Source organism: Citrobacter portucalensis, from assembly GCF_023374935.1.
GTDB classification, from domain to species: Bacteria; Pseudomonadota; Gammaproteobacteria; order Enterobacterales; family Enterobacteriaceae; genus Citrobacter; species Citrobacter portucalensis.
The window spans coordinates 3,193,163-3,216,305 of the sequence record NZ_CP092466.1; the positions used below are offsets into that span (position 1 = coordinate 3,193,163).

A 23,143-nucleotide genomic window follows, 5' to 3' on the forward strand; every position below is an offset into this window, starting at 1 on the left:
CGGCTACCTCACGACTCATTCTATTCAATATAAAAAAATACCGGCACCAGGCCGGTATTTTCACGTTACAGAACGCTTATTTTTTCCTGAGCGCCAGCGGGTTCAGTGTCAGTCCCTGATAGTAGTTCACCCACGAAGAATACTTATCAGGTGAATTCCAGACACGGTAATGTAAACGCGCCATGGTCACAGGATCGCTCAACAACACCAGGCGGCGATCGCGATTCAGTTTCTCCGGCGTTTCGTTCAGTGCCTGTTCCACATGACGATCGCGTGCAATCTCCAGCACGTTGCTGGCGCGGTGGCGTGCAGTCGCCATAGCCGTGGCCAGTGCGTTAAACGACGGATTAAACACCGCATGCATGAAGCCATCGTCCAGCGTACGTTTACGGTTCATCACCAGATAGGTATCGGTATCCACCAGCACCTGCGGCGGAGAATACTCTTCCGGGATCAGGAACAGCTTCCAGCGCTTGGTACGTAACCCCACCGTGGAACGGCTGGAAATCACGGAAACAAACGGTGACAGGATCAGCGAGAAGACAATCGGTGCCAGCCAGAACAGAAAACGCAGATCCAGCCAGGCCATACCCACAGCCCACACCAGCCCCAGCAGTAACTGAGAACCGTGACGCATAAACGCTTCACCCCACGGGGTCGAATCGTCATCACGCTGCGGTGAATTCCACACAACTTCCCAACCGAGGAAGGCGCTTACAACGAAGACGGTGTGGAACAGCATACGCACCGGCGCCAGCAGCACGGAGAACAGAACCTCCAGCAGCAGCGACAGCGTAACGCGGATAAACCCGCCGTACTCTTTCGTCCCTTTACACCAGATGAGCAAGATACTCAGCAGCTTCGGCAGGAACAGCAGCACCATCGTTGAAGCAAACAGCGCGATCGCCAGTTCAGGTCGCCATTGCGGCCATACCGGGAACAGCTGACGCGGTTGCAGGAAGTACTGCGGCTCCGTCAACGCATGCACCACCTGCAATGCGGTAGAGAGCGCGAGGAACATAAACCAAAGCGGCGCAGACAGATAGGACATTACACCGGTCAGGAATACCGCACGGTGAACCGGGTGCATCCCTTTCACCAGGAACAAACGGAAGTTCATCAGGTTGCCGTGGCACCAGCGGCGGTCACGCTTGAGTTCATCCAGCAGGTTCGGCGGCAGCTCTTCATAAGAGCCCGGCAGATCGTAGGCAATCCACACGCCCCAGCCAGCACGACGCATCAATGCCGCTTCCACGAAGTCATGGGAGAGGATCGATCCCGCAAACGAGCCTTCGCCCGGTAACGGCGCGAGCGCACAGTGCTCGATAAATGGCTTCACGCGGATAATTGCGTTGTGGCCCCAGTAGTGTGATTCCCCTAACTGCCAGAAGTGAAGCCCGGCGGTAAACAGCGGTCCATAAACACGGGTCGCAAACTGCTGGCAGCGCGCATACAGCGTATCCATACCGGAAGCCTTCGGTGAAGACTGGATAATCCCGGCATTCGGATTCGCTTCCATCAGACGCACCAGGCCGCTCAGACAGTCACCACTCATCACTGAGTCAGCGTCCAGCACCACCATGTAGCTGTACTGATTTCCCCAGCGGCGACAGAAGTCATCAATGTTGCCGCTTTTACGCTTCACACGACGACGACGACGGCGGTAGAAAATCTGCCCTTCGCCCTGCACTTCGGCAATCAGCTCCATCCACGCTTTTTGTTCTGCTACGCAGATATCAGGGTTGTAGCTGTCGCTCAGGATATAAACATCGAAATGTTCGGCGTTGCCCGTTGCTTTGACCGATTCCCACGTAGCGCGCAGTCCCGCAAATACGCGATCAACGTCTTCGTTACAAATAGGCATAATCAGCGCGGTACGGTGTTCAGGATTCAGCGGTTCGTCCCCAACCGTTGAGGCCGAGATACTGTACTTATCTCGTCCAATCAACAGTTGCAAGAAGCCCATCAGCGCAGTCCAGAATCCCGCAGACACCCAACAGAAAAGCACAGCAAACAAAATAAGAATGCCGGTCTGGAGCATGTAGGGCAGCAATTGCATAAAGGAGACCCATAAATCCTGCCCCATCATGTCTACCGGATTAATAAATGCCCACCCCTGATACGGGAGGATCGTCTTCATATACCAGGTTGCTACGACCGTTTGCGCCAGCGTTAGAATCAACAGCGTATAGCGGCGGATGGTGCCTACGGTACGCCATTTTTGCTCGCTCTCCTGTTCTTCTTTCGTCAAACGCGAAAGATAACGCGGCGTCACATCGCGCCCACGCAAGCGATCCCAAAAACGACCAACCGGGTTGGTACGCCAGGGATCGGGGAACATAGAGGTACGCGTTGCTTTTGGCATCGCCTGCAGCTGATCGCGGCCCTCATCGTCCTTAACCAACTGCTCTTTAGCCAAAGAATCCGGCCATGCTTGCTCAAGGCGAGCTTTCACAGAACCCTGCGGTGAATCATCTTCGCGCGAGTAAGTACGATGCTCGGCATCCAACGCCTGATGAACGGCGCGGATGTCAGTTTTCGGCAGTGCCGCTTTCTCGATATCCGAAAGCGGCATTGCGTCAATATACTCAGTTGTCTTATTCATTGGCAGGTAACTGGTAGCTCCAGGTTTCACTCAGCGTCTGATCGGCATTGACCAAGGCAGCACGCATTTCAGTGGTTTTCTTCACGTCTTTCACTTTCACGCGCAGCATCAAACGCCAACCTTTAGATACCGGGTTATAGCGCACAGTGCTTTCAACGATTTCACCGTTGTCGCCAATACTGGTTTGTGCGGTAACCGGGGTATCCTGCGGCAGCTTTTTCATATCTGTGCCGGTAAAGTCCACCACAAACGCGATGGTACCGTCAGGCTGACGAATCAGGTTGGACTGTTTTACATCACCGGTAGAACGACGAGTCTGCTGTACCCAGGCGCTTTCCGGCGCATGAAGCTTGTCTTCATCACGCGTGAACGTCAAAGTGTACTTGAAGTTCATCTCTTTGCCCGCTTCAGGCAGTTGATCCGGCGTCCAGTACGCAACGATGTTATCGTTCGTTTCATCGTTAGTTGGGATTTCAACTAACTCAATCTTACCTTTACCCCAGTCACCTTTTGGCGTGATCCAGGCGCTTGGGCGCAGATCGTAACGATCGTCGATATCTTCAAAACGCGAGAACTGACGGCCACGCTGCAACAGTCCGAATCCTTGCGGGTTTTCCATTGCGAAGCTGCTCACCGCGAGATGTTTCGGGTTATTCAGCGGACGCCAAATCCACTCCCCATTGCCCGCGTGGATAGACAAACCGTTAGAATCATGCAGTTCCGGACGATAGTTTGTCGCCGGAGACGGCTGGTTCGGTCCAAACAGGAACATACTGGTTAACGGTGCCACACCCAGTTTGCCCACTTTGTCGCGCAGGTATACTTTGGACTGAACATCCACGACCGTGTCACGACCTGGAATAATGACAAAACGATACGCTCCGGTTGCACGCGGAGAATCCAACAAAGCATAAATGGTTAAACGTTTATCAGTCGGTTTCGGACGTTCGATCCAAAACTCACGGAAGCGGGGAAATTCTTCACCAGAAGGCAGAGCGGTATCAATCGCGAGGCCACGCGCTGACAGGCCGTAGACCTGACCTGCACCCAGAACGCGAAAATAGCTGGCACCGAGCATGCTGACGATTTCATCGTTTTTATCTTTGCTGTTGATCGGATACAGCACTTTGAACCCGGCGAAGCCGAGATCTTTTACCGTGTCTTTATCATGCTGAACATCGCCAAAATTAAAATAATCCGGGCTGTATTTGATTCTTTTCACCGCCGTGGCGGTAACTTCGTTGATTTTGACCGGCGTGTCGAAGTACATACCCTGGTGGTAGAACTCGAGCTTAAATGGGGTCTTGAGATTGCTCCAGTACGCTTTATCGCGATTGAACTGGATCTGTTGATAATCCGCATATTTCATGTCGCGGAAAACGGAGGGCAAGTTACTTTTTGGCGCCTCATAGCCTTTCCCGGCTAAGGATTGAGCTTGTTTTGCAACATCATCAATACTGAACGCCCAGCTCGATGATGTGTACAGCGTTAACATGACTGCTGCACCCAACCAACGCATTTTCATCATTTGTAGTTTATGTTTCATAATTAGTAAGCACTTCCCCCTTTGTGTGCTTATATTGATCCGATCCATTTTAATGGATAATCGGGTACTCCGACAACTGAATCCCTGTATTGTTCGCGCGCTGGCTCATGGTTTAAGCAGGTTCATCTGCCTGTTTTCACTTTGCGTGCTTATCCTGGAGACAGGTTGTTGGACTTCGTGTAGGGTTGCCCTCGAATGTAACCATTATTCGTCTTAGGGATAAGACGAAAAGTCTGAGAATACGTAACTGTCTATGAGCTCTGTATCACCACCACGTGAATATTTTCTTGACTCCATCCGTGCCTGGCTAATGTTGTTAGGGATCCCATTCCATATTTCATTGATCTACTCCACCCACACCTGGCACGTGAACAGCGCAGAACCGTCTTGGTGGTTAACCCTTTTTAACGACTTTATCCATGCATTTCGCATGCAGGTCTTCTTTGTCATTTCAGGTTATTTTTCCTACATGCTTTTTTTGCGCTATCCGTTAAAACGCTGGTGGAAGGTGCGTGTAGAACGCGTGGGGATCCCTATGCTGACCGCGATTCCGCTGCTTACGCTGCCGCAATTTATCATGCTGCAATACGTGAAGGGAAAAGCAGACAGCTGGCATACCCTCAGCGGCTACGACAAATACAATGCGCTGGCCTGGGAACTGATTTCCCATCTGTGGTTTTTGCTGGTTCTAGTGGTGTTAACGACCCTGAGCATGTGGGTATTTACCCAGATGAAAAACAGACTATCGCGTGGAGACGGTACCTCTGCATCGGGGGTGTCGATGACCAAATTAACGCTGATTTTTATATTGTTGGGTGTCGGCTATGCCGCCGTCAGAAGAACGATTTTCATCCTCTACCCTTCGATTCTCAGCGATGGCATGTTTAATTTTATCGTTATGCAAACGTTGTTCTATGTGCCTTTCTTTATGCTCGGTGCGCTGGCGTTTATCAATCCGAATCTGAAAGCACTGTTTACCACGCCATCGCGCGGCTGCACGTTAGGCGCCGCATTCGCATTTGTCGCATACCTGCTCAATCAACGTTACGGCAACGGCGATGCCTGGATGTATGAAACCGAATATGTCATTACCATGGTCATGGGGCTATGGATGGTGAACGTTGTCTTCTCGCTTGGCCACCGTTTACTGAATTTCCAGTCGGCTCGCGTGACCTATTTTGTCAACGCGTCGCTGTTCATCTATTTGGTGCACCACCCGCTAACGCTGTTTTTTGGCGCGTATATCACACCGCATATCAAGTCTAATCTGCTGGGTTTTCTCTGCGGTCTGCTTTTTGTGGTTGGAATTGCGGTCATACTGTACGAAATCCATTTACGGATCCCGGTGCTGAAGTTTCTCTTTTCGGGTAAACCGCCCATTAAGCAGGATAAAAACAAGGCGGTTGCCGGTTAGTTTTCTTGTATTGAATGGTTCAGAGCAGCCATTCAATGGGCAGCACAGATGCAAGCCTCACCAGAATCCGCTTCCAGAATCCTGTAGCGGGTTCTTTTTTCAGTACCTGTTCGCTGCCAGAAAGCCGATCAACCCAGTTGATTCTGCCCCAACGGTCAAGACGTAGTTGCCAGGCCATATCACGCTGACTTTGCATAAAACGTTTATGAATCAACTCAGCCAGTACGTCACTCTCAATCACAAACCCCATTTCCGTATTGAGCAGCGTTGAACGGGGATCAAAATTAAGCGAACCGATAAACACTTTACGACCGTCAATACTGAAGGTTTTCGCATGCAGGCTGGAGCCTGAATTACCGGTTAATCCCCGGTCGTGTACTGCTGAAACGCTATCGCGGGTTGGTTTGAGCTCGTATAACTCCACGCCGTAGCGCAGGAGTTTTTTTCGCCAACGCGCATAGCCCGCGTGAACGACTGCGACATCATTCGCCGCCAGAGAATTAGTTAAAATTGCGATCTTAACGCCTTTTCTCACCAGTCTCAGGAGCTGCGCCACACCGGCGCGAGTTGGTACAAAGTAGGCGGAAATAATATCAATACGCTCGGTCGGAGATCCCATCACGTCAAACAAACGCTGCGGTAATAGTGAGTGGCGCGGCGCTTTCCCCTCTCCTTTTGCAGGATCATCACTCAGCAAGCGCGTTTTCGCCCAAATTAGCGGCAGCGACCTCTGATCGAGATGGGTCATAAACTGGCTGGTTTCCAGCTTATGTAGATAGCGACGCGTGATGTCATCATTATACCAGGATTCAGGAAGTTCGATTTTTTGCGTAGAAGCTGGTTCAGCCACCTCAAGTACGTTTTGCAATGTTGAAACCGAGCGGCAGTGCCAGTAACGCTCAAAGTCGTCTGCAACATCCTGGACAACCGGTCCAATAGCCATAACGTCCAGATCGGAAAACAGTGGTTGTTCGCCTGCGCCAAAATAGGCATCGCCTATATTTCGCCCCCCCACAAGAGTTACGACGCCGTCAGCGGTATAACTTTTGTTGTGCATACGTCGATTCAACCGGGCAAAATCGGTTAAATAGCCCAGGGCACGCAGGATGCGAAAGGAAAAGGGATTAAACAGGCGGACTTCAATATTAGGGTGATTGTCCAGCAAACGCAGCGTGTCATCCAGACCTGGCGTGTTGTTATCATCCAGCAACAAACGCACCCGGACGCCCCGCTTCGCTGCGGCCAGCAAAACGGAAAATAACAATAGCCCGGACATGTCGCTTTCCCAGATGTAATACTGAACATCCAGGGTACGTTCCGCCATTTCCGTCAACCGATAGCGAGCAGCAAACGCATCCAGGCTGTCATCCAACGTCAGAATGCCGCATTCTCCCGGGTGGTTTACGCATAGCGGCGTAATGGCACGCTCAAGTCGCGTCATATCAGTCCGTGCGTTCATCGCCTTGTTGGGTAAGTAATCTCTTGTATAGTCGAGCGTTTTCTTCATCAAAGCACACGAAGTATATTTGATCGGGTAACGTACGTCGGGTGATAAATTTCAACACCGTTTTCACCGCGATCTCTGCCGCTGCAGCACGTGGGTAACCATAAGCTCCGGTGCTTATAGCAGGAAAAGCAATGGATTGATAACCATTAGCTAAGGCCAGTTGCAATGTATTTAGATAGGCCTCTTCAAGTCGTTCAGCCTCGTGGTGATCACCGCCTTGCCAGACGGGTCCGACGGTGTGAATAACTGCTTTTGCCGGAAGCGCGCCAGCCAGCGTGATAACGGCATGCCCGGTCGGGCATTCTCCCTGTTGTTGTATAACCTGTTTGCAGGCCTCCAACAACGCAGGCCCGGCAGCACGATGAATCGCGCCATCGACTCCACCTCCTCCCAGTAACGAGGAGTTGGCCGCATTGACGATCACATCTACCGCGATCGTCGTAATGTCGCCCTGTAACACATGAACACGCGATTGCATAAGTTCCCCCTGACAAAACACTCTCCGTTAAGTGTACAGCAGGGTTTTCCTTGAAATCTCACTTTTTAGCCATAAGCGTGCATACCTACGCCAGAATGATTCATTTATATTCAATATTCAGAATAGCCATGCTTTTGTGTTCATTGAGGTAATGCATTTTCACCGTGGCAATTTGTTGCACACTCTGAGGCGCTGTCGTGACCTGTTGCAGGTCGTAGAGACTATTATTCATCGTGCCATCACGCATACATGACAATTCAATCTGTTGTTGTCGAGTGTTAACGTCGCAAGGTGCTTCAACTATTGCACCACGAAAATGAATAACCCCGCCGGGTGAGATTTGCGTCGCTATTGCGGGGAGGGTTAAAAGAGAAAAAGCCCACAAACCGGTATTTAAAATACGCTTTAATAATGTACACATAAGGGTTCCTCAATGATTAATCATCCTTGAGGGATCGCAATGATCCTTCACCGCTGCGAGTTACGATCATATAAAACGTTTGTTCGTTTCTATATTGATAGAACAGCACCGCACTCCCAGCCACACCCTTAATGCAAATCCGGCAAAAAATTATGGGTGACTGTTTGAGTCAGGCCATTGTTGCGACAGATGCAGAGACTGCCCGTCAGAAACGGTAACGATAATTTTGACCGAATCCTCCGGTGAAATATTAAAGCTCATTTTTGTTAATTCAATTGGCCGATTAGCAGGGACCGAAAGGCTTGTTTTCTGCTGTGACTGACTTTGTCCGCCCTTTCCTTTACGTACGGCAAGGACTTGCACTTCACATACGCACGGTTGAGCTAATGTCACCTGAGGAATAATGGTGTACATGTCACCTTGCTGAGTTGTACTGAATGTTATTTGATTTGCCAACGCGGCAATGAGTAATAGCGTGTGCATAATATTCTCCCGAAAAAAAACAGGGCTTTCGCCCTGTTTATTATCAGTCAGAAAACTGAATTAGTGCTGATTAGCTGTAGCATTGTTGCCATAACCAACCTGCTGAATCAGCACATTGGAGTCAGACGCTGTCTGATTAACCACAGCACCGTTACGACCACCGAACTGAGTTACGCTGATATCAGCATTTTTTGCATTCCACTGATTGATATCAGCACTGTTCTGGAAGCCGGTCTGTTTCAGGCTAATGGTACTGTCATCAGCACCTTGGCCGACGGTCGCACCGTTACCATGTCCGTGTTGTGTGATAGTCACGTCTGATTTACGTGCATCACTTTGCAGCGCATTCGCAACGTTACTAGAGCCAAATTGGTAAATACTCATTGAAGAGTCTGGGCCATAGTTGCTACCGCCACCATGATGATTACCGCCCCATTGCGGAACAACACCTGCCAGAGCACTGCCAGAAACTACGATTGCTGCGAATGCTGCCACTTTTAAAAGTTTCATGGTAAACCCCCATCGGATTGATTTAAACGTCGTTTATGGATTAGCGTTGAGTAACGCGAATTGCCATTTGCGACTGTCTCTGCACCACAACTGCTGTTTTTTGTGTACCGTACTGGGTAATATTGGCTTTATTACCAGAGCCTTTCTGGATAATCATCGCCGTATTACCGTAAGAGCTTTGTTTAATACTCGCATCATTAGAGCTACCCGTTTGATCAATATATGCAAAGTTATTTGATCCCGTCTGTTCTGTTTTCGCCCGGTTACCTGAACCTTCTTGCGAAATGACCGACAATAACTTGGTGCCCTCCTGGCGAGTATTTGCACTATTAGCAGTACCAACCTGACCAATAATGGCTGCCTGATTAAATGAAGACTTACTTAATTCATTTACCGCAAAGTTATATTCTGAATTAGCTAAATCATAACTGGTTGCGGATGCAATCCCAGGCACACCCAGTATTGTAAACATCATAAATAACAACTTGTTTTTCATGTTGTCACCCTGGACCTGGTCGTACATGAAGTTAAATTAATTACCACTCAAATTGTTGTTAACATGACTTGCATTTGTTAACGTCACGTTACGATGAAGAGTATGTCCGTGGAAACATTTTAAATAACTCACCCGCGAGTGGTATTTTTATATCCGGATTCACACCAAAGTACTAATTAACAGTGAATAACACCGCTTCAGGTCTGGCTTTTATTTTTATTTTGCTATCAGGAATGAATTTCTATGCAGTCACTGAGAAAGTGCATTTTGCACGATATCAGGGCCTCGCAGTACAGCGTCACGATAGTCATCCGTACAAGTCGTGACAAAGGTCATTTTTTTCCATCTAAAATTGACCAACGTAAATTGAGACAAAGATTTTAGAATTCATTAGAAATCTAAAACTCAATAATCATTAATTAATTTATAAAAAATCAATGCGTTACTATAATTTGTATGATTTTTTAAATCTATGCAGCAAAGGTAAAATGTACAACTTTCCTATCAAATCTAAACTCCAATAAAACCATAAAATCACATTTTAATATATAATTTTACAAGTTGTTACATGTTTAACACTTGCTTTAAGATTTGTAATAGCTAGATTGAAATCAGTTGAAGTCCATTTGTTTTAATATTTTCACCCCTTTGGGTCGATATTTTATTTCTACACAGCAGTGCAACATCTGTCAGTACTTCTGGTGCCTCTATTTTAGTAGAGACAGCTGTCAGGTGTGCGACTAAAAAGTGGAGTTTCATCATGTTTAATGAAGTCCATAGTATTCATGGTCATACATTATTGTTGATCACGAAACCTTCTTTGCAGGCAACTGCATTATTACAGCATTTAAAGCAATCACTGGCACTCACCGGAAAACTACATAATATTCAACGTTCTCTGGATGATATATCCTCCAGCTGCATTGTTTTACTGGATATGATGGAGGCAGACAAAAAACTGATCCATTACTGGCAAGATAATTTGAGTAGAAAAAACAACAATATAAAGACGTTATTGTTGAATACTCCTGATGATTACCCTTATCGGGATATCGAAAACTGGCCGCATATCAATGGTGTGTTTTACGCAACTGAAGACGAGCAGCGTGTCGTAAGCGGCTTGCAGGGTATCTTGCGCGGTGAATGTTACTTCACGCAAAAGCTTGCCAGTTATCTGATCACGCACTCTGGAAATTATCGTTATAACAGCACGGAGTCGGCACTGCTGACGCACCGTGAAAAAGAAATACTTAATAAATTGCGTATCGGCGCCTCAAATATTGAAATCGCTCGCTCACTGTTTATCAGTGAAAATACGGTAAAAACACATCTTTATAATCTTTTCAAAAAGATAGCTGTCAAAAATCGTACGCAGGCGGTCTCATGGGCCAATGATAACCTCAGGCGATAAAGCCATGAAACGCTATTTGACCTGGATTGTGGCAGCAAATTTATTCTTTGCTGCCGGGAGTCTGCACGCAGCGACAACCGTAGAGGTGGAGGTTCCCGGACTGTTAACTGACCACACTGTCTCTTCAATCGGTCATGATTTTTATCGGGCCTTTAGTGATAAGTGGGAAAGTGAGTACACAGGAAACTTAACCATTAATGAAAGACCCAGTGCGCGTTGGGGAAGTTGGATCACCATAACGGTCAATCAAGACGTTATCTTCCAGACTTTTTTATTCCCAACGAAAAGAGACTTCGACAAAATAGTTGTCTTCGCATTGGCAGAAACTGAAGAAGCATTAAATCGCCGGCAAATAGATCAAACACTATTAAGCACTAGCGATTTAGCGCGTGATGAATTCTAAAACATGATTTTGTCCGGAGGCTTTCATGCGTGTTAAACATGCAGTGGTTTTGCTCATGCTAATTTCACCATTAAGTTGGGCCGGAAACATGACGTTCCAGTTTCGCAACCCAAACTTTGGTGGCAACCCGAATAATGGTGCTTTTCTGTTGAACAGCGCCCAGGCCCAGAACTCATATAAAGATCCAAGCTATGACGATTACGGTATTGAAACCCCGTCAGCTCTGGATAACTTTACTCAGGCGATTCAGTCACAAATTCTCGGTGGCCTACTCACCAACATTAATACCGGTAAACCAGGAAGAATGGTGACCAATGATTTTATCATTGATATCGCCAACCGGGACGGACAACTGCAATTGAATGTCACCGACAGGAAATCGGGGAAAACTTCGACTATTGAAGTGTCGGGTTTACAAACACAGTCGACCGACTTCTAAGTTATAGCCACGAAAGGAAATAATCATGCAGCGTTTACTTATCATGGTGGCAGTAATTTTACTCAGCGGATGTTTAACAGCTCCGCCTCAAGAAGCCGCTAAGCCGACATTAATGCCCCGAGCCCAAAGCTATAAAGACTTGACGCATCTGCCTATGCCTACAGGTAAGATCTTTGTGTCGGTATACAACATTCAGGATGAGACTGGCCAATTTAAACCTTACCCGGCAAGTAACTTCTCAACCGCCGTCCCGCAAAGCGCCACGGCTATGCTTGTCACCGCATTGAAAGATTCTCGTTGGTTCGTCCCACTGGAACGTCAGGGGTTACAGAACTTGCTTAACGAACGCAAAATCATTCGTGCAGCTCAGGAAAACGGTACGGTTGCGATTAATAACCGGATCCCGCTACAGTCCCTGACCGCGGCAAACGTCATGGTTGAAGGGTCAATTATCGGTTATGAAAGCAACGTTAAATCGGGTGGTGTCGGTGCACGTTATTTTGGTATTGGCGCCGATACGCAATACCAGCTCGACCAGATAGCGGTAAACCTGCGCGTAGTTAACGTCAGCACCGGTGAGATCCTGTCGTCAGTGAATACCAGTAAAACCATTCTGTCTTATGAAGTACAGGCTGGGGTGTTCCGCTTTATTGACTACCAGCGTCTGTTGGAAGGTGAAATTGGCTACACCTCTAACGAACCAGTTATGCTTTGTCTGATGTCAGCGATTGAAACGGGCGTCATCTTCCTGATTAATGACGGCATCGATCGCGGATTGTGGGATTTGCAGGATAAGAAACAAGTTGATAATGACATTCTGGTTAAATACCGCCATATGTCGGTACCGCCAGAATCCTGATGTGTCTATACAGCATACAAAGCGTGAGGAAAACCCTCACGCTTTTTTATTTACTGGTCAGCGTCGACGATATTCTATTTTCACGGCGAGATGCCAGCCACAGACCACTGTTTTTCATTGCATAGCCGAATACGAGGCCCAGTGCCAGTGACGGTACAACCAGTCGCCAGTCGCCCTGCCCTGCAAATGTTGCACATGCGCCAATGAACGTGCCCGGTACAAAGGAAAGCAACCATTGCTTTGCCTGGATACACATCAGAAACGCGACAATTCCTGTCATGACATAACCAATAATGTCCATATGCGGAGCAAGAGCACTACCGTTAATAATCACCAACGCCCACACCACACCGCTTAGCAGCGTACACGCCGAGATCCACAGTCCTTTTAACCCACCTTGCGGGCAGGCGAAATAAGCCGTGCAACCCAGAAAGCCAGCCCAACTGAGTAAACCAAGAGAAACGGCCACCCATCCCCAGATCCCAGAGAGAATGCCCGTTGTGATTGCAATTGAGAGAAGTATGTTCATGCCGCGCATCTTAGCAGAAAAACGGCATGGTAATGAGATCGCGCACACAATTTATGCAAGCTTATAAATTGAGTTGCATTATTAAGTGATTCACATCACATTTATTCGTCTGTATCTTCCTGCAATTCGTCCCACATCGCACCAATGGCATCACGCGTCAGCGGTGCTATCGTACGCCAGAAAGGCGTGTTCGCGTGCGCTTCAACTTTACCAAGGAACGTACCGCACCAGGGCAGCAAGTAGTCTACAAACAAGGTTTCAAGCGCCTCACTTTCATCTTCCGCAGACTGGTCTTCAAGCCATGAAGCCGCCAGCAACAGCGTACCAATGTGATCTGCCGGTGTATCAGCAAGCGGCATGCCCCGGGCTGAAAGAAATGCACGAACATCGGATTCTTTCGCCCCTTCTACCCAGGCACTACGATAAGGCGGCACTGCACACTCGTCACCGACAAACAGCGCGTTGTAATCTGCAGCCAGCTGGGGCATATCGCAGCTCTTCTGTAAACGGGTGAGCAGTTCGTCCTGTTCCAGCGGCCAGTTGGCGGACAGTTTACCTTCACTAATCAGGGTAAACAGGGGAACCAGTAAAGGGTCCTGCGGTTGGCGGTAAAACAGCGAGCCCAGTACACGACACAGGATAGAAAACTCGTTCATTGATATATTCCAGTTAGTAACAATTACAGTTCAGCAAATTCCGCGATCGGCTCCATGCCTCGCGATTCCAGAAACGCCAATAGACGTTTAGGTGTGACGTTTAAAATTCTGTCTTCAGGGAAATTAACATCATCCAGGATTTTACGGCATTCGCCAAATTCTCCCAGCGTGAAAGCGGTATGTGAATCCGACCCTAACGCCACCCATCCACCAGCATCACGCACAGCCGCAGCAACCGCACGGCAATTATCCTCACTGCCCTTACGCGAATGCAAAAACGAAGAGTTATTGATTTCCAGTGCAACCTGGTACTTTGCCGCCGCCTGCGCAATTGCTTTAATATCAACAGGATATTTTGGATTTCCCGGATGACTGATGATGTGCACATTACCGCTGGCCATCGTAGCTATCATTGCCTGGGTATTGGTGTCTTTATCATGAGGTGCAAAAACCGGCTCATGGAAGCCCGCAATAATGAGGTCCAGGGAGGTAAACATCGGACCTGAACAGTCAATTTCACCTTCAATATTCTTAATATTGGCTTCTATTCCACGCAGGATCCCCACGCCATCCACGACACGCGGCCAAATACGCATATTGATAAAGTGCCAGTGGTGAGGTGCATCCGCCATGTCCGGTCCATGATCGGTAATGGCAAATAGCTTGATGCCTTTGCGACGAGCTTCCGCGATGTAATCACTTAAGGTGCTGTAGGCGTGGGTGCTGGCGACGGTATGCATATGCAGGTCAACGGGATACATAACTCTCTCCTGTAGTCATTTTTCGTCAAGGATAGCAGGTATCTCCGCCATTAATACCCTAAAAATTCGAGTCGCAGGCAGGTGGCAAGGGAGTGATACCCGAATCACTCCCTTAAGTATGTGATTCGGGTGAACAACCGTAGCTAACGCACGTGCAGCTTGAAGTATGACGGGTATTTTAGCTGAAACCCGGCACTTGCCGGGTTACCATCAATATCCCCGAACGCGATTGACCTGACCTGTTACGACTTGCCCGTTCTCCAGGTTCATAATCGTGCGGGAGATATAGTCCACCGCTTCTGCCGGACGGGTAACTGCGGCAATATGTGGCGTCATCGCCACACGCGGATGTTTCCATAATGGGCTGTTTTCTGGCAGCGGTTCACGACTATAAACATCCAGCATGGCCCCCTTCACCTTGCCGCTTTCCAGCGATGCCAGAAGATCGTCTTCATTGAGATGAACACCGCGTGCAAGGTTCAGCACGTAGGCGCCATCCTGCAATTGGCTAAGTAAATCAGCGTTAATAATGCCTACGGTTTCTGCCGTATTAGGCAGAAGGTTGATCAGCACGCGAGTTTGACTCAAAAACGCGCCCAGTTCCTCAGTACCGGCGAAGCTTTCCACGCCAGACCAGGATTTACGCGTACGACTCCAGCAGCGCAGTGGGAATCCCCATGCCTGCAGGCTTTCGGCAACTTTTGCGCCCAATACCCCAGCCCCCATGATCCCGACGGTAAACTCCTCGCGAGTATATTCTGGCAACGGCTGCCATTTCGCCTGATTTTTCAATGCCTGATAATCATCAAAGCGACGAAACCAGTGCAGCACCTGACTGACAGCATATTCCTGCATTTGCAGGCCCATACCCGTATCTTCCAGACGGAAAAGCGGGGTCGACGCATCCAACATTTCCGGATGAGCATTGAGTTTACTGAGAATAGAATCGACGCCCGCGCCCAGCGCAAATACGGCTTTTAATTTTCGTCCTGCGAGCATTTCAACCGGCGGATGCCAGACCAGCGCATAGTCAGCATGTGCATTATCACCCGCTTTCCACTCACGTACGTTCGCACCAGGTATTGCCTTTGCCAACGCATTAATCCACCAGGTCGTATCGAATGTTGGGTGATAGAAAATTATATCCATATTGTCTCCTGAACATTGTTGTGCGGAACTTTCTCGCACTTATTATCATCATTTTTCGAGGGAACATCAGAGTAGCAAATTTTAGGGTGCTGGCAAAAAAAACAATTCCCGCTTATTTATGCTCCATGTTGCTTGAAGTTTGTGTAAATGCACATTTTTTTCAAAAAGTTGATTGACGGCGGGGCGGTGTTTCCCCTACATTAGCGCCCGTTCCGGTAGCACAGGAACAACAATATGGTGAGGTGTCCGAGTGGCTGAAGGAGCACGCCTGGAAAGTGTGTATACGGCAACGTATCGGGGGTTCGAATCCCCCCCTCACCGCCATATTTTAAGAAGAGCTCGTACGAAAGTACGGGCTTTTTTTTCGCATGTTGCACATCTACGGGGGGATGAGAAGCCCCGACCGGGGTTCGACTACTGGCGCAGCCAGTTGGACAGACCGGGAGCGCAGCGAACGGGCTGCCCCGCAGGGGCGAGCGAAGCGAGTCAATCCCCCCCTCACCGCCATATTTTAAGAAGAGCTCTTACGAAAGTACGGGCTTTTTTTTTGCATGTTGCACATCTACGGGGGGATGAGAAGCCCCGACCGGGGTTCGACTACTGGCGCAGCCAGTTGGACAGACCGGGAGCGCAGCGAACGGGCTGCCCCGCAGGGGCGAGCAAAGCGAGTCAATCCCCCCCTCACCGCCATATTTTAAGAAGAGCCCGTACGAAAGTACGGGCTTTTTTTCGCATATTGCACATCTGCGGGGGATGAGAAGCCCCGACCGGTCATGTATTGGCGTCAAACAACAAAGCCCGGTTTCCCGGGCCTTGAAGACGGAGTACTTATCAGTTGTAAGCGTTGAGCGTCCGCTGACAGAGCGCAGAGCGGACGCAATCGTCTTTATTGAAACGAACAATCCCAACCATCTCATCTTCTTCGAAACGGGCCAGCGCATCGCTAAGCCCTGAGCGAACGTGGGCTGGTAGATCGCACTGGGTCACATCCCCATTCACAATCACCGTCACATTCTCCCCGAGGCGGGTCAAAAACATCTTCATTTGCGCAGCAGTGACGTTCTGAGCCTCGTCAAGAATGACCACTGCATTTTCAAATGTACGTCCACGCATATAGGCGAACGGCGCGATTTCCACCTTACCAATCTCAGGTCGCAGGCAATATTGCATGAAGGAGGCTCCCAGCCGTTTGACAAGCACGTCATACACGGGGCGAAAATAGGGAGCAAACTTCTCGGAAACATCTCCAGGTAAGAAGCCGAGGTCTTCATCAGCTTGCAGAACTGGACGGGTTACAATGATCCTGTCCACATCTTTATGGATCAGGGCCTCTGCTGCTTTTGCCGCGCTAATCCAGGTTTTACCACACCCGGCTTCACCGGTGGCGAAGATCAGCTGTTTACTCTCGATAGCATTCAGGTAGTGCGCCTGAGCTTCATTCCGCGCCGTGATTGGCGAGGCGTCGCGACTGTCACGCGCCATACCAATCGCTTCTACGCCGCCCATCTGCACAAGCGAGGTGACCGATTCATCTTCACGTTGCTTATGGCTACGCGAATCCCGCCTCAGCACACGTTTTGCTTCACGACGAGCTTTGATCACTGCTTTTTGTCTTCCCATGGATAGCACCTTGAGTTGTAGGTATACATCACACGCGCCGTTGGCGGCACGATTATGCGCACGAACATCTGAGGGTTGGCTTCCTTGTAAGCCATTGCTTGCTTTCGGATAAGACGCCACGCACAGCTACGCGCACCGTACAGGGCGTCAGTTGCGAAGATAAGAAGTGAATGAGAGAGAGATTTAGCGGTGACGAGGAGGCTACCGGAAGAGAAACGTCCGCGTAAGGTACTGCTGTTACTGTGAAAAACATGTCCAGTACAGGACTTTTCCATTCGCGATCTCCATAGTGAATGACAATCACCGCCGGGAACTACCGCTATTACTTATAATTACATCATAACCTTTCGCAGATGCAACAATATTTTTACTTGTTGTTAACTTAAATTCTATCTTATCACCAGAGACAGTTTCTTGCCCAGAGATGACAGAATTATTTCAGTCGCATACCGATCATAAAAAATAGTTTGTTCCTTCATCAATATGTCAGGAAAAGCCCCGCCAAACGGCGGGGCATCACTATCAGGCTTCTAGCAGGGATTGTCCCAAATAACGGTCTGCGGTTTTAACACCCGGCAAAGCAAAGAAGTATCCCCCACCAATCGGTTTGACATACTCTTCCAGCGCTTCGCCGTTCAGGCGTTTCTGCACCGTCAAAAAGCCTTTTTCCAGATCGTGTTGATAGCAGACAAACAACAGTCCCATATCCAGTTGACCGGAATTAGTCACACCGAGCGAATAACTGTAGCCACGACGCATCATCAGGCTGGAGTCGGTCTCTTTCGTACGCGGATTTGCGAGACGGATATGGCTGTCGAGCGCAATCACATCGCCTTCAGGATCGCTGGCATAGTCAGGCACATCATGCTCATGCTGCATACCCAGCGGTGCGCCGGTGTGTTTATCGCGACCAAAAATCGTTTGCTGCTCTTTCAGCGGCGTACGATCCCAGAACTCAACGCGAAACTGAATGAGCCTGACGGCCTGATAGCTTCCGCCTTGTGCCCAGGCAGGCTCGCCCTGCCCGTCCGTAACCCACACCACGTCTTGCATCAACTTCGCATCCGTAGCGTCCGGATTCGCGGTGCCGTCTTTAAAGCCAAGCAAATTGACCGGGGTCTCTTTGCCTTTACTACGTGCGGCGTGGTCGGAAATAAAACCTTCACGTTTCCAGCGCACGCTAAGGAGATCGGGCGTATGTTTAATGACATCGCGCAACGCGTGGATGACAGTGTCCTGGGTGTTGGCACAAATCTGCAGCAGCACATCGCCATGGCACAGCGCCGCATCCAGTGAATCATTCGGGAAACGGGTCATTTTTTGCAGCTTTTTCGGCATCTGCGATTTCAATCCATAGCGTTCATCAAACAGCGAGGAGCCGACTGACAACGTCATCGTCAGGTTGTCTGGCGCAATGTATGCGCCGAGGATACCGGAATCCATAGGGGGGAGACGCGGATTCGGCGTATCCGGCGCCGGTCCACCGGTGGTCAGAAACGCAAACCGGCTGGTCAGCAACCGGAATAAACGCTCAAGATCGGCCTTGTCGCTGGCAAGAACATCGAATGCCACCAGCATCATTGATGCCTGCTGCGGCGTCAGGATCCCCGCCTGATGCTGACCATAAAACGGCTGCGCTTCACTACGTGCATCCGGAGACAACGTGCCCGGCGCGCTTTGTGGTTTTTGCGCGTGGGCAACCGGACACCCACCCGCCAGCGCCAGCGCCCCACCCAGGGCGCCCATCCCTTTCAGTAAACGTCGGCGTGACGGTTCGCTCACGCCGTTTTCATTATCTTGCTGCATAGTGCTTAATCCAGACCCAGAACACCGCGTAATTGCGACAAATCTTCCGCCAGCGTCGTGATTGGCCCTTTCAGTGCATTACGATCGGCATCAGTCAGTTTGTCATAGGTTTCAAAGCCGTCTTTGGTACGGTACTTGCTCAGAATGGTATCGACCTTTTTGAAGTTCGCATCCACCTTCGCAAGCAGTTCAGCATTGGATTTTTGCAACTGAGGACGCAAGAGATCGACAATTTTCTGCGCGCCATCGACGTTGGCCTGGAAATCCCACAGATCGGTATGGCTATAGCGATCTTCTTCCCCACTGATTTTGCTGGCAGCAACTTCTTCAATCAGTCCAGCCGCGCCACCCACCACTTTAGACGGTGGGAAGGCTAGCTCGCTAATACGCGTTTGCAGGTCAAGAACATCGCTGTTTAATTGGTCGGCGTACTTATCCATACCTTTGGTGGAATTGTCACCAAACAGCGCCTTTTCCAGACGATGGAAGCCGGTAAATTTCGGATCGGCGGCTTTTTGTTCGTAATCATCTTCCCGCGCATCAATGCTGCCGTCGAGATCGGAGAACAGTTCAGCAATCGGTTCAATACGCTCGTAGTGCTGACGCGTTGGCGCATACAGGGATTTTGCTTTTTCCAGATCGCCTGCTTTAATCGCATCGGTAAAGGCTTTAGTGCCCGCAACCAACTGCGCGGTTTCGGCTGTCACATAGGCTTTGTATTCGGTAATCGCGCCGCTCAGACTCAGCAGAGCATCGCTTTGCGCGGCATCCGACGTTGCGCTACCTTTTACGATCAGTTTGCCTTTCGGGTTAGTCAACAGACCGCAGGTCATATCATATTCGCCAGGCTGGAGGTTAGCGGTCATTTTCTGGCTAAAGCCTGGTGCAATGTTTTCGCGCTCTTCAACCACCATAACGCCTTTGAGGATCTCCCACTCCAGCGCTTTCTGGCTATGGTTCTGGATGATGAACTGCGTTTTCCCGGCATTAACCGTGATAATCATCGGTTCACATTGTTTGTCGTTAACCGTGACTTTCACCTGCGGAATATCGGCAGCTTGTGCATTAAAAGCGGAGGCAAACAGCGCGGCGATACCTAGCTGCAGCGCACTACGGCGAAAATTAAACGTCATAACCTATCCCTATAAATAAGTATGTTGTAACTAAAAAGTATTCTGCATCGCGTTTTTATCAAGGTGCGGTACGCGATGCCGTAGTGCCTGAACGCGGCGGTAACGCAAACATAATCAACGCCGGAATCAGGTAGATAAACCAGACAGCGACTTCACTAACGCTTGGCGCTTCCTGATAGCCGAAAATGCCTTCCATCAATGTGCCAAACAGCGAATGCGTCGACAGCACACTGCTCAGGTCAAACGCCACATCCTGAAAATGATTCCACAACCCAGCTTCGTGGAAAGCGCGGATCGCCCCAGCGGCAAGACCGGCAGCCACCAGCAAAATGAACAGGCTGGTCCATTTAAAGAATGCCCCGAGGTTGAGGCGAATACCGCCGAGGTAAATCAGGTAACCCAGAACCACCGCGGTAGCCAGCCCGAGCATCGCGCCTAACGGCGGCCAGATGCCTACATCCTGCTGGAATGCCGCCAACAGGAAGAACACCGATTCCAGCCCTTCTCGGGCAACGGCAAAAAAGACCATCATTACCAGCGCCCAGCCGTGATGGTTGCCACGTTGCAACGCGTTATCGACAGCCTGTTCAAGCTGGACTTTGACGTTGCGCGAAACTTTACGCATCCAGAACACCATCCAGGTAAGGATCACCACGGCAATGACCGCCACGATGCCTTCAAACAGCTCCTGTTCTTTTTGCGGAAATTCACCGGTGGTTTCGTTGATGAAAATCCCTAACGCCAGGCATAAGGCCGCCGCCAGCAGAACACCAATCCACATCACACCAATCCATCGACCACGCTGAGTCCGTTTCAGGTAGCTGGCAATCAGGCTGACAATCAGCGCGGCCTCTAACCCTTCGCGCAACATAATTAGAAATGGAACAAACATGCGAAGAACCCTTAAACGTTATTCTCGGTCAATTGATGAAAAGAAAAGTAAATTACAGTGATAGTGATTATCATTACAGAAAAGAAAAACTCAAGCAGAATGTTTTGAGAATGATGAATGAATGTAAAAGGCTAAGCGGGTAATGGTTAAAGCAGATTTACAACGGAAGCAATAAAAAAGCCCGCTCGCGGCGGGCTTGAAGACAGAGGCAGATTATTCTGCCTGTAAACGCGATGGCGGAGCTGAGTGATAATGCGCATCAGCCTCGGCAAAACGTTGCTGCATAGCAGTTGAAGGCGCTTTACCCAACAGGCTGAAGACCACAATACCGATGCTGCCGAAAACAAAGCCCGGGATGATTTCATACAGACCCAGCCAGGCAAACTGCTTCCAGACGATCACCGTCACCGCACCAATGATCATCCCTGCCAGCGCACCGTTGCGGGTCATACGCGACCACATTACGGAGAACAGGACTACCGGACCAAACGCAGCGCCGAAGCCCGCCCAGGCGTAGCTTACCAGACCAAGTACACGGTTCTCCGGGTTCGCCGCCAGCGCGATAGACACCAGCGCCACGACCAGCACCATGATGCGGCCAATCCACACCAGCTCTTTCTGGCTGGCATTTTTACGCAGGAACGCTTTGTACAAATCTTCGGTGATTGCGCTGGAGCACACCAGCAGCTGGCAGCTCAGGGTCGACATAACCGCAGCGAGGATCGCAGACAGCAGGATACCGGCAATCCACGGGTTGAACAGGATTTGCGCCAGTTCAATAAACACACGCTCGGCGTTCTGGTTAACGGCACCGGCAAGCTGTGGGTTGTTGTTAAAGTAAGCAATACCAAAGAAGCCCACGGCCACAGCACCTGCCAGACACAGAATCATCCAGGCCATGCTAATGCGGCGAGCATGAACGATGCTATGGTGGGAATCTGCAGCCATAAAGCGCGCCAGAATATGCGGCTGACCAAAGTAGCCCAGACCCCAGCCCATCAGGGAAATGATGGCAACAAAATTCAGCCCTTTGAACATGTCCACGTTCTCAATGCTCTTTTGTTTAATCACTTCCAGCGAATCGTCGAATCCACCCACACCAATGACTACCATCACCGGCGTCAGGATCAGAGCAAAGATCATCAGGCTGGCCTGGACGGTATCGGTCCAGCTAACCGCCAGGAAACCACCAATAAAGGTATAAATGATCGTCGCGGCCGCGCCCGCCCACAGTGCTGTTTCGTAGCTCATGCCAAAGGTGCTTTCAAACAGACGTGCCCCTGCCACAATACCGGAAGCACAATAGATAGTGAAAAACAGCAGAATAACCAGCGCGGAGATAATACGCAGAATTCGGCTTTTATCTTCAAAGCGACCGGTAAAGTAATCCGGTAACGTCAGCGCATTGTTATTGTATTCGGTGTGTACGCGTAAACGTCCGGCCACCAGTTTCCAGTTGATCCAGGCGCCCAAAATAAGGCCGATGGCGATCCAGCTTTCTGAAATCCCCGACAGGAAAATCGCGCCAGGCAGACCCATCAGCAACCAGCCGCTCATGTCAGATGCCCCGGCGGATAACGCGGTCACGAATGGACCCAGACTGCGTCCACCCAGAATGTAATCGTCAAAGTTTTTGGTTGAACGCCATGCAATAAACCCTATCAATATCATGCCGAAAATATAGACACAGAATGTCACTAACATCGGTGTGCTAATAGCCATCAAAACTCTCCAAAATTATGTATCAGCAATGCCGTGGCTTGCCGTTTTATTACCCTGCCGGAACGTGGCAAAGATATCTATGTTGACCAGGGCGACCGTATCCTGCCGGAAGCGATGGTTATTCACAATCGATTTAACACACCATTTACATCAAATTTGATCCAGAGTAGATAGCATTTTTCTGTAGGTTGCACTCTCTCACACTTTTTCCGGTTGCACCTTTTAAAAGTGTTAACTACCGCAGAGAAAAAGATTCTGTAATTTTTACAGCCCACATCATAAGACTCATATTTATTAACATTT

22 protein-coding genes and 1 tRNA gene are annotated in these 23,143 nt (G+C 49.5%); 6 read left to right on the top strand and 17 right to left on the bottom strand.

Going from position 1 to position 23,143, the window contains the following annotated elements:
• Window positions 1-76: 76 nt before the first annotated feature.
• Window positions 77-2,605 carry a glucans biosynthesis glucosyltransferase MdoH gene (mdoH, locus tag LY264_RS15650; protein ID WP_032941800.1) on the bottom strand — a complete coding sequence of 843 codons (2,529 nt, stop codon included), beginning with the start codon at window positions 2,603-2,605 and terminating at the stop codon, window positions 77-79.
• On the bottom strand, window positions 2,598-4,133 hold the full coding sequence (gene mdoG / locus LY264_RS15655; protein ID WP_103014639.1) for a glucans biosynthesis protein MdoG: 1,536 nt from the start codon (window positions 4,131-4,133) through the stop codon (window positions 2,598-2,600). The genes mdoH and mdoG overlap by 8 nt, the downstream gene beginning before the upstream one ends.
• 271 nt (window positions 4,134-4,404) lie before the next feature.
• Here mdoG and mdoC point away from each other — a divergent pair, with 271 nt between their 5' ends.
• Complete coding sequence (gene mdoC / locus LY264_RS15660; RefSeq protein WP_008784343.1) at window positions 4,405-5,565, top strand: glucans biosynthesis protein MdoC; 1,161 nt, start codon at window positions 4,405-4,407, stop codon at window positions 5,563-5,565.
• Window positions 5,566-5,584: 19 nt separating this feature from the next.
• On the opposite strand, the gene LY264_RS15665 is transcribed toward mdoC, so the two are convergent.
• From LY264_RS15665 to csgB, 6 genes are all read right to left on the bottom strand, one after another.
• Window positions 5,585-7,075: a phospholipase D family protein gene (locus tag LY264_RS15665; RefSeq protein WP_375293801.1), complete on the bottom strand. Its 1,491-nt coding sequence runs from the start codon at window positions 7,073-7,075 to the stop codon at window positions 5,585-5,587.
• On the bottom strand, window positions 7,008-7,550 hold the full coding sequence (gene ymdB / locus LY264_RS15670; protein ID WP_003832103.1) for an O-acetyl-ADP-ribose deacetylase: 543 nt from the start codon (window positions 7,548-7,550) through the stop codon (window positions 7,008-7,010). Before ymdB ends, LY264_RS15665 begins: the two co-directional genes overlap by 68 nt.
• A gap of 100 nt (window positions 7,551-7,650) precedes the next feature.
• Entirely contained in the window at window positions 7,651-7,971 is a 321-nt protein-coding gene (locus tag LY264_RS15675; RefSeq protein ID WP_071692200.1) for a type 1 fimbrial protein, read from the bottom strand.
• A 150-nt stretch (window positions 7,972-8,121) separates the two neighbouring features.
• Window positions 8,122-8,454 carry a curli assembly chaperone CsgC gene (gene csgC, locus LY264_RS15680; protein WP_048226994.1) on the bottom strand — a complete coding sequence of 111 codons (333 nt, stop codon included), beginning with the start codon at window positions 8,452-8,454 and terminating at the stop codon, window positions 8,122-8,124.
• A 60-nt stretch (window positions 8,455-8,514) separates the two neighbouring features.
• The gene (csgA, locus tag LY264_RS15685; RefSeq protein ID WP_008784338.1) at window positions 8,515-8,964 is read right to left on the bottom strand and encodes a curli major subunit CsgA; all 450 of its coding nucleotides are present in this window, start codon (window positions 8,962-8,964) and stop codon (window positions 8,515-8,517) included.
• Window positions 8,965-9,004: 40 nt separating this feature from the next.
• Window positions 9,005-9,460: a curli minor subunit CsgB gene (gene csgB / locus LY264_RS15690; protein WP_003832095.1), complete on the bottom strand. Its 456-nt coding sequence runs from the start codon at window positions 9,458-9,460 to the stop codon at window positions 9,005-9,007.
• Between the two features lie 760 nt (window positions 9,461-10,220).
• Here csgB and csgD point away from each other — a divergent pair.
• From csgD to csgG, 4 genes are read left to right on the top strand one after another with little or no spacing between them, the layout of a single operon-like run.
• Window positions 10,221-10,871, top strand: a complete 651-nt coding sequence (gene csgD / locus LY264_RS15695; protein ID WP_003832092.1) for a biofilm master transcriptional regulator CsgD — start codon at window positions 10,221-10,223, stop codon at window positions 10,869-10,871.
• 4 nt (window positions 10,872-10,875) lie between these two features.
• Window positions 10,876-11,274 carry a curli production assembly/transport protein CsgE gene (gene csgE / locus LY264_RS15700; RefSeq protein WP_003832091.1) on the top strand — a complete coding sequence of 133 codons (399 nt, stop codon included), beginning with the start codon at window positions 10,876-10,878 and terminating at the stop codon, window positions 11,272-11,274.
• Between the two features lie 25 nt (window positions 11,275-11,299).
• A complete protein-coding gene (gene csgF / locus LY264_RS15705; RefSeq protein ID WP_003832089.1) occupies window positions 11,300-11,713 on the top strand; it encodes a curli production assembly/transport protein CsgF in 414 nt (137 codons plus the stop codon).
• Window positions 11,714-11,738: 25 nt separating this feature from the next.
• On the top strand, window positions 11,739-12,572 hold the full coding sequence (gene csgG / locus LY264_RS15710) for a curli production assembly/transport protein CsgG (protein WP_003036082.1): 834 nt from the start codon (window positions 11,739-11,741) through the stop codon (window positions 12,570-12,572).
• A 46-nt stretch (window positions 12,573-12,618) separates the two neighbouring features.
• Here csgG and LY264_RS15715 read toward each other — a convergent pair whose 3' ends face one another.
• From LY264_RS15715 to ghrA, 4 genes are all read right to left on the bottom strand, one after another.
• Window positions 12,619-13,101: a DUF1097 domain-containing protein gene (locus LY264_RS15715; RefSeq protein ID WP_032934412.1), complete on the bottom strand. Its 483-nt coding sequence runs from the start codon at window positions 13,099-13,101 to the stop codon at window positions 12,619-12,621.
• A 101-nt stretch (window positions 13,102-13,202) separates the two neighbouring features.
• Entirely contained in the window at window positions 13,203-13,757 is a 555-nt protein-coding gene (locus tag LY264_RS15720) for a TorD/DmsD family molecular chaperone (RefSeq protein ID WP_003832084.1), read from the bottom strand.
• 23 nt (window positions 13,758-13,780) lie between these two features.
• A complete protein-coding gene (locus LY264_RS15725) occupies window positions 13,781-14,518 on the bottom strand; it encodes a phosphatase (RefSeq protein WP_008784332.1) in 738 nt (245 codons plus the stop codon).
• A 210-nt stretch (window positions 14,519-14,728) separates the two neighbouring features.
• Complete coding sequence (gene ghrA, locus LY264_RS15730) at window positions 14,729-15,667, bottom strand: glyoxylate/hydroxypyruvate reductase GhrA (protein WP_048226997.1); 939 nt, start codon at window positions 15,665-15,667, stop codon at window positions 14,729-14,731.
• Between the two features lie 236 nt (window positions 15,668-15,903).
• Here ghrA and LY264_RS15735 point away from each other — a divergent pair.
• Window positions 15,904-15,991, top strand: a tRNA-Ser gene (locus LY264_RS15735).
• Window positions 15,992-16,498: 507 nt separating this feature from the next.
• Here the strand turns inward: LY264_RS15735 and phoH are convergent.
• The 5 genes from phoH to putP all read right to left on the bottom strand — a co-directional run bounded on the left by phoH (window position 16,499) and on the right by putP (window position 22,840).
• Complete coding sequence (gene phoH / locus LY264_RS15740; protein WP_003832078.1) at window positions 16,499-17,287, bottom strand: phosphate starvation-inducible protein PhoH; 789 nt, start codon at window positions 17,285-17,287, stop codon at window positions 16,499-16,501.
• A gap of 522 nt (window positions 17,288-17,809) precedes the next feature.
• Window positions 17,810-19,093, bottom strand: coding sequence for an iron uptake transporter deferrochelatase/peroxidase subunit (gene efeB, locus LY264_RS15745; RefSeq protein WP_048226998.1), 1,284 nt, complete (start codon window positions 19,091-19,093; stop codon window positions 17,810-17,812).
• A gap of 5 nt (window positions 19,094-19,098) precedes the next feature.
• Entirely contained in the window at window positions 19,099-20,226 is a 1,128-nt protein-coding gene (gene efeO, locus LY264_RS15750; protein WP_048226999.1) for an iron uptake system protein EfeO, read from the bottom strand.
• 58 nt (window positions 20,227-20,284) lie between these two features.
• Window positions 20,285-21,118: an iron uptake transporter permease EfeU gene (efeU, locus tag LY264_RS15755; RefSeq protein WP_003036041.1), complete on the bottom strand. Its 834-nt coding sequence runs from the start codon at window positions 21,116-21,118 to the stop codon at window positions 20,285-20,287.
• Between the two features lie 213 nt (window positions 21,119-21,331).
• Window positions 21,332-22,840 carry a sodium/proline symporter PutP gene (putP, locus tag LY264_RS15760; protein ID WP_032942939.1) on the bottom strand — a complete coding sequence of 503 codons (1,509 nt, stop codon included), beginning with the start codon at window positions 22,838-22,840 and terminating at the stop codon, window positions 21,332-21,334.
• Window positions 22,841-23,143: the final 303 nt, after the last annotated feature.

What these genes read in the sequence shown, in the direction of transcription:
- LY264_RS15675 (WP_071692200.1), bottom strand. Translation starts at nt 7,971, where the DNA reads ATGTGTACATTATTAAAGCGTATTTTAAATACCGGTTTGTGGGCTTTT.
- csgG (WP_003036082.1), top strand. Translation starts at nt 11,739, where the DNA reads ATGCAGCGTTTACTTATCATGGTGGCAGTAATTTTACTCAGCGGATGT.
- efeB (WP_048226998.1), bottom strand. Translation starts at nt 19,093, where the DNA reads ATGCAGCAAGATAATGAAAACGGCGTGAGCGAACCGTCACGCCGACGT.
- csgB (WP_003832095.1), bottom strand. Translation starts at nt 9,460, where the DNA reads ATGAAAAACAAGTTGTTATTTATGATGTTTACAATACTGGGTGTGCCT.
- LY264_RS15715 (WP_032934412.1), bottom strand. Translation starts at nt 13,101, where the DNA reads ATGAACATACTTCTCTCAATTGCAATCACAACGGGCATTCTCTCTGGG.
- putP (WP_032942939.1), bottom strand. Translation starts at nt 22,840, where the DNA reads ATGGCTATTAGCACACCGATGTTAGTGACATTCTGTGTCTATATTTTC.
- ghrA (WP_048226997.1), bottom strand. Translation starts at nt 15,667, where the DNA reads ATGGATATAATTTTCTATCACCCAACATTCGATACGACCTGGTGGATT.
- ymdB (WP_003832103.1), bottom strand. Translation starts at nt 7,550, where the DNA reads ATGCAATCGCGTGTTCATGTGTTACAGGGCGACATTACGACGATCGCG.
- LY264_RS15725 (WP_008784332.1), bottom strand. Translation starts at nt 14,518, where the DNA reads ATGTATCCCGTTGACCTGCATATGCATACCGTCGCCAGCACCCACGCC.
- mdoC (WP_008784343.1), top strand. Translation starts at nt 4,405, where the DNA reads ATGAGCTCTGTATCACCACCACGTGAATATTTTCTTGACTCCATCCGT.
- csgA (WP_008784338.1), bottom strand. Translation starts at nt 8,964, where the DNA reads ATGAAACTTTTAAAAGTGGCAGCATTCGCAGCAATCGTAGTTTCTGGC.
- csgC (WP_048226994.1), bottom strand. Translation starts at nt 8,454, where the DNA reads ATGCACACGCTATTACTCATTGCCGCGTTGGCAAATCAAATAACATTC.
- csgF (WP_003832089.1), top strand. Translation starts at nt 11,300, where the DNA reads ATGCGTGTTAAACATGCAGTGGTTTTGCTCATGCTAATTTCACCATTA.
- LY264_RS15720 (WP_003832084.1), bottom strand. Translation starts at nt 13,757, where the DNA reads ATGAACGAGTTTTCTATCCTGTGTCGTGTACTGGGCTCGCTGTTTTAC.
- mdoH (WP_032941800.1), bottom strand. Translation starts at nt 2,605, where the DNA reads ATGAATAAGACAACTGAGTATATTGACGCAATGCCGCTTTCGGATATC.
- csgD (WP_003832092.1), top strand. Translation starts at nt 10,221, where the DNA reads ATGTTTAATGAAGTCCATAGTATTCATGGTCATACATTATTGTTGATC.
- csgE (WP_003832091.1), top strand. Translation starts at nt 10,876, where the DNA reads ATGAAACGCTATTTGACCTGGATTGTGGCAGCAAATTTATTCTTTGCT.
- efeU (WP_003036041.1), bottom strand. Translation starts at nt 21,118, where the DNA reads ATGTTTGTTCCATTTCTAATTATGTTGCGCGAAGGGTTAGAGGCCGCG.
- mdoG (WP_103014639.1), bottom strand. Translation starts at nt 4,133, where the DNA reads ATGATGAAAATGCGTTGGTTGGGTGCAGCAGTCATGTTAACGCTGTAC.
- phoH (WP_003832078.1), bottom strand. Translation starts at nt 17,287, where the DNA reads ATGGGAAGACAAAAAGCAGTGATCAAAGCTCGTCGTGAAGCAAAACGT.
- efeO (WP_048226999.1), bottom strand. Translation starts at nt 20,226, where the DNA reads ATGACGTTTAATTTTCGCCGTAGTGCGCTGCAGCTAGGTATCGCCGCG.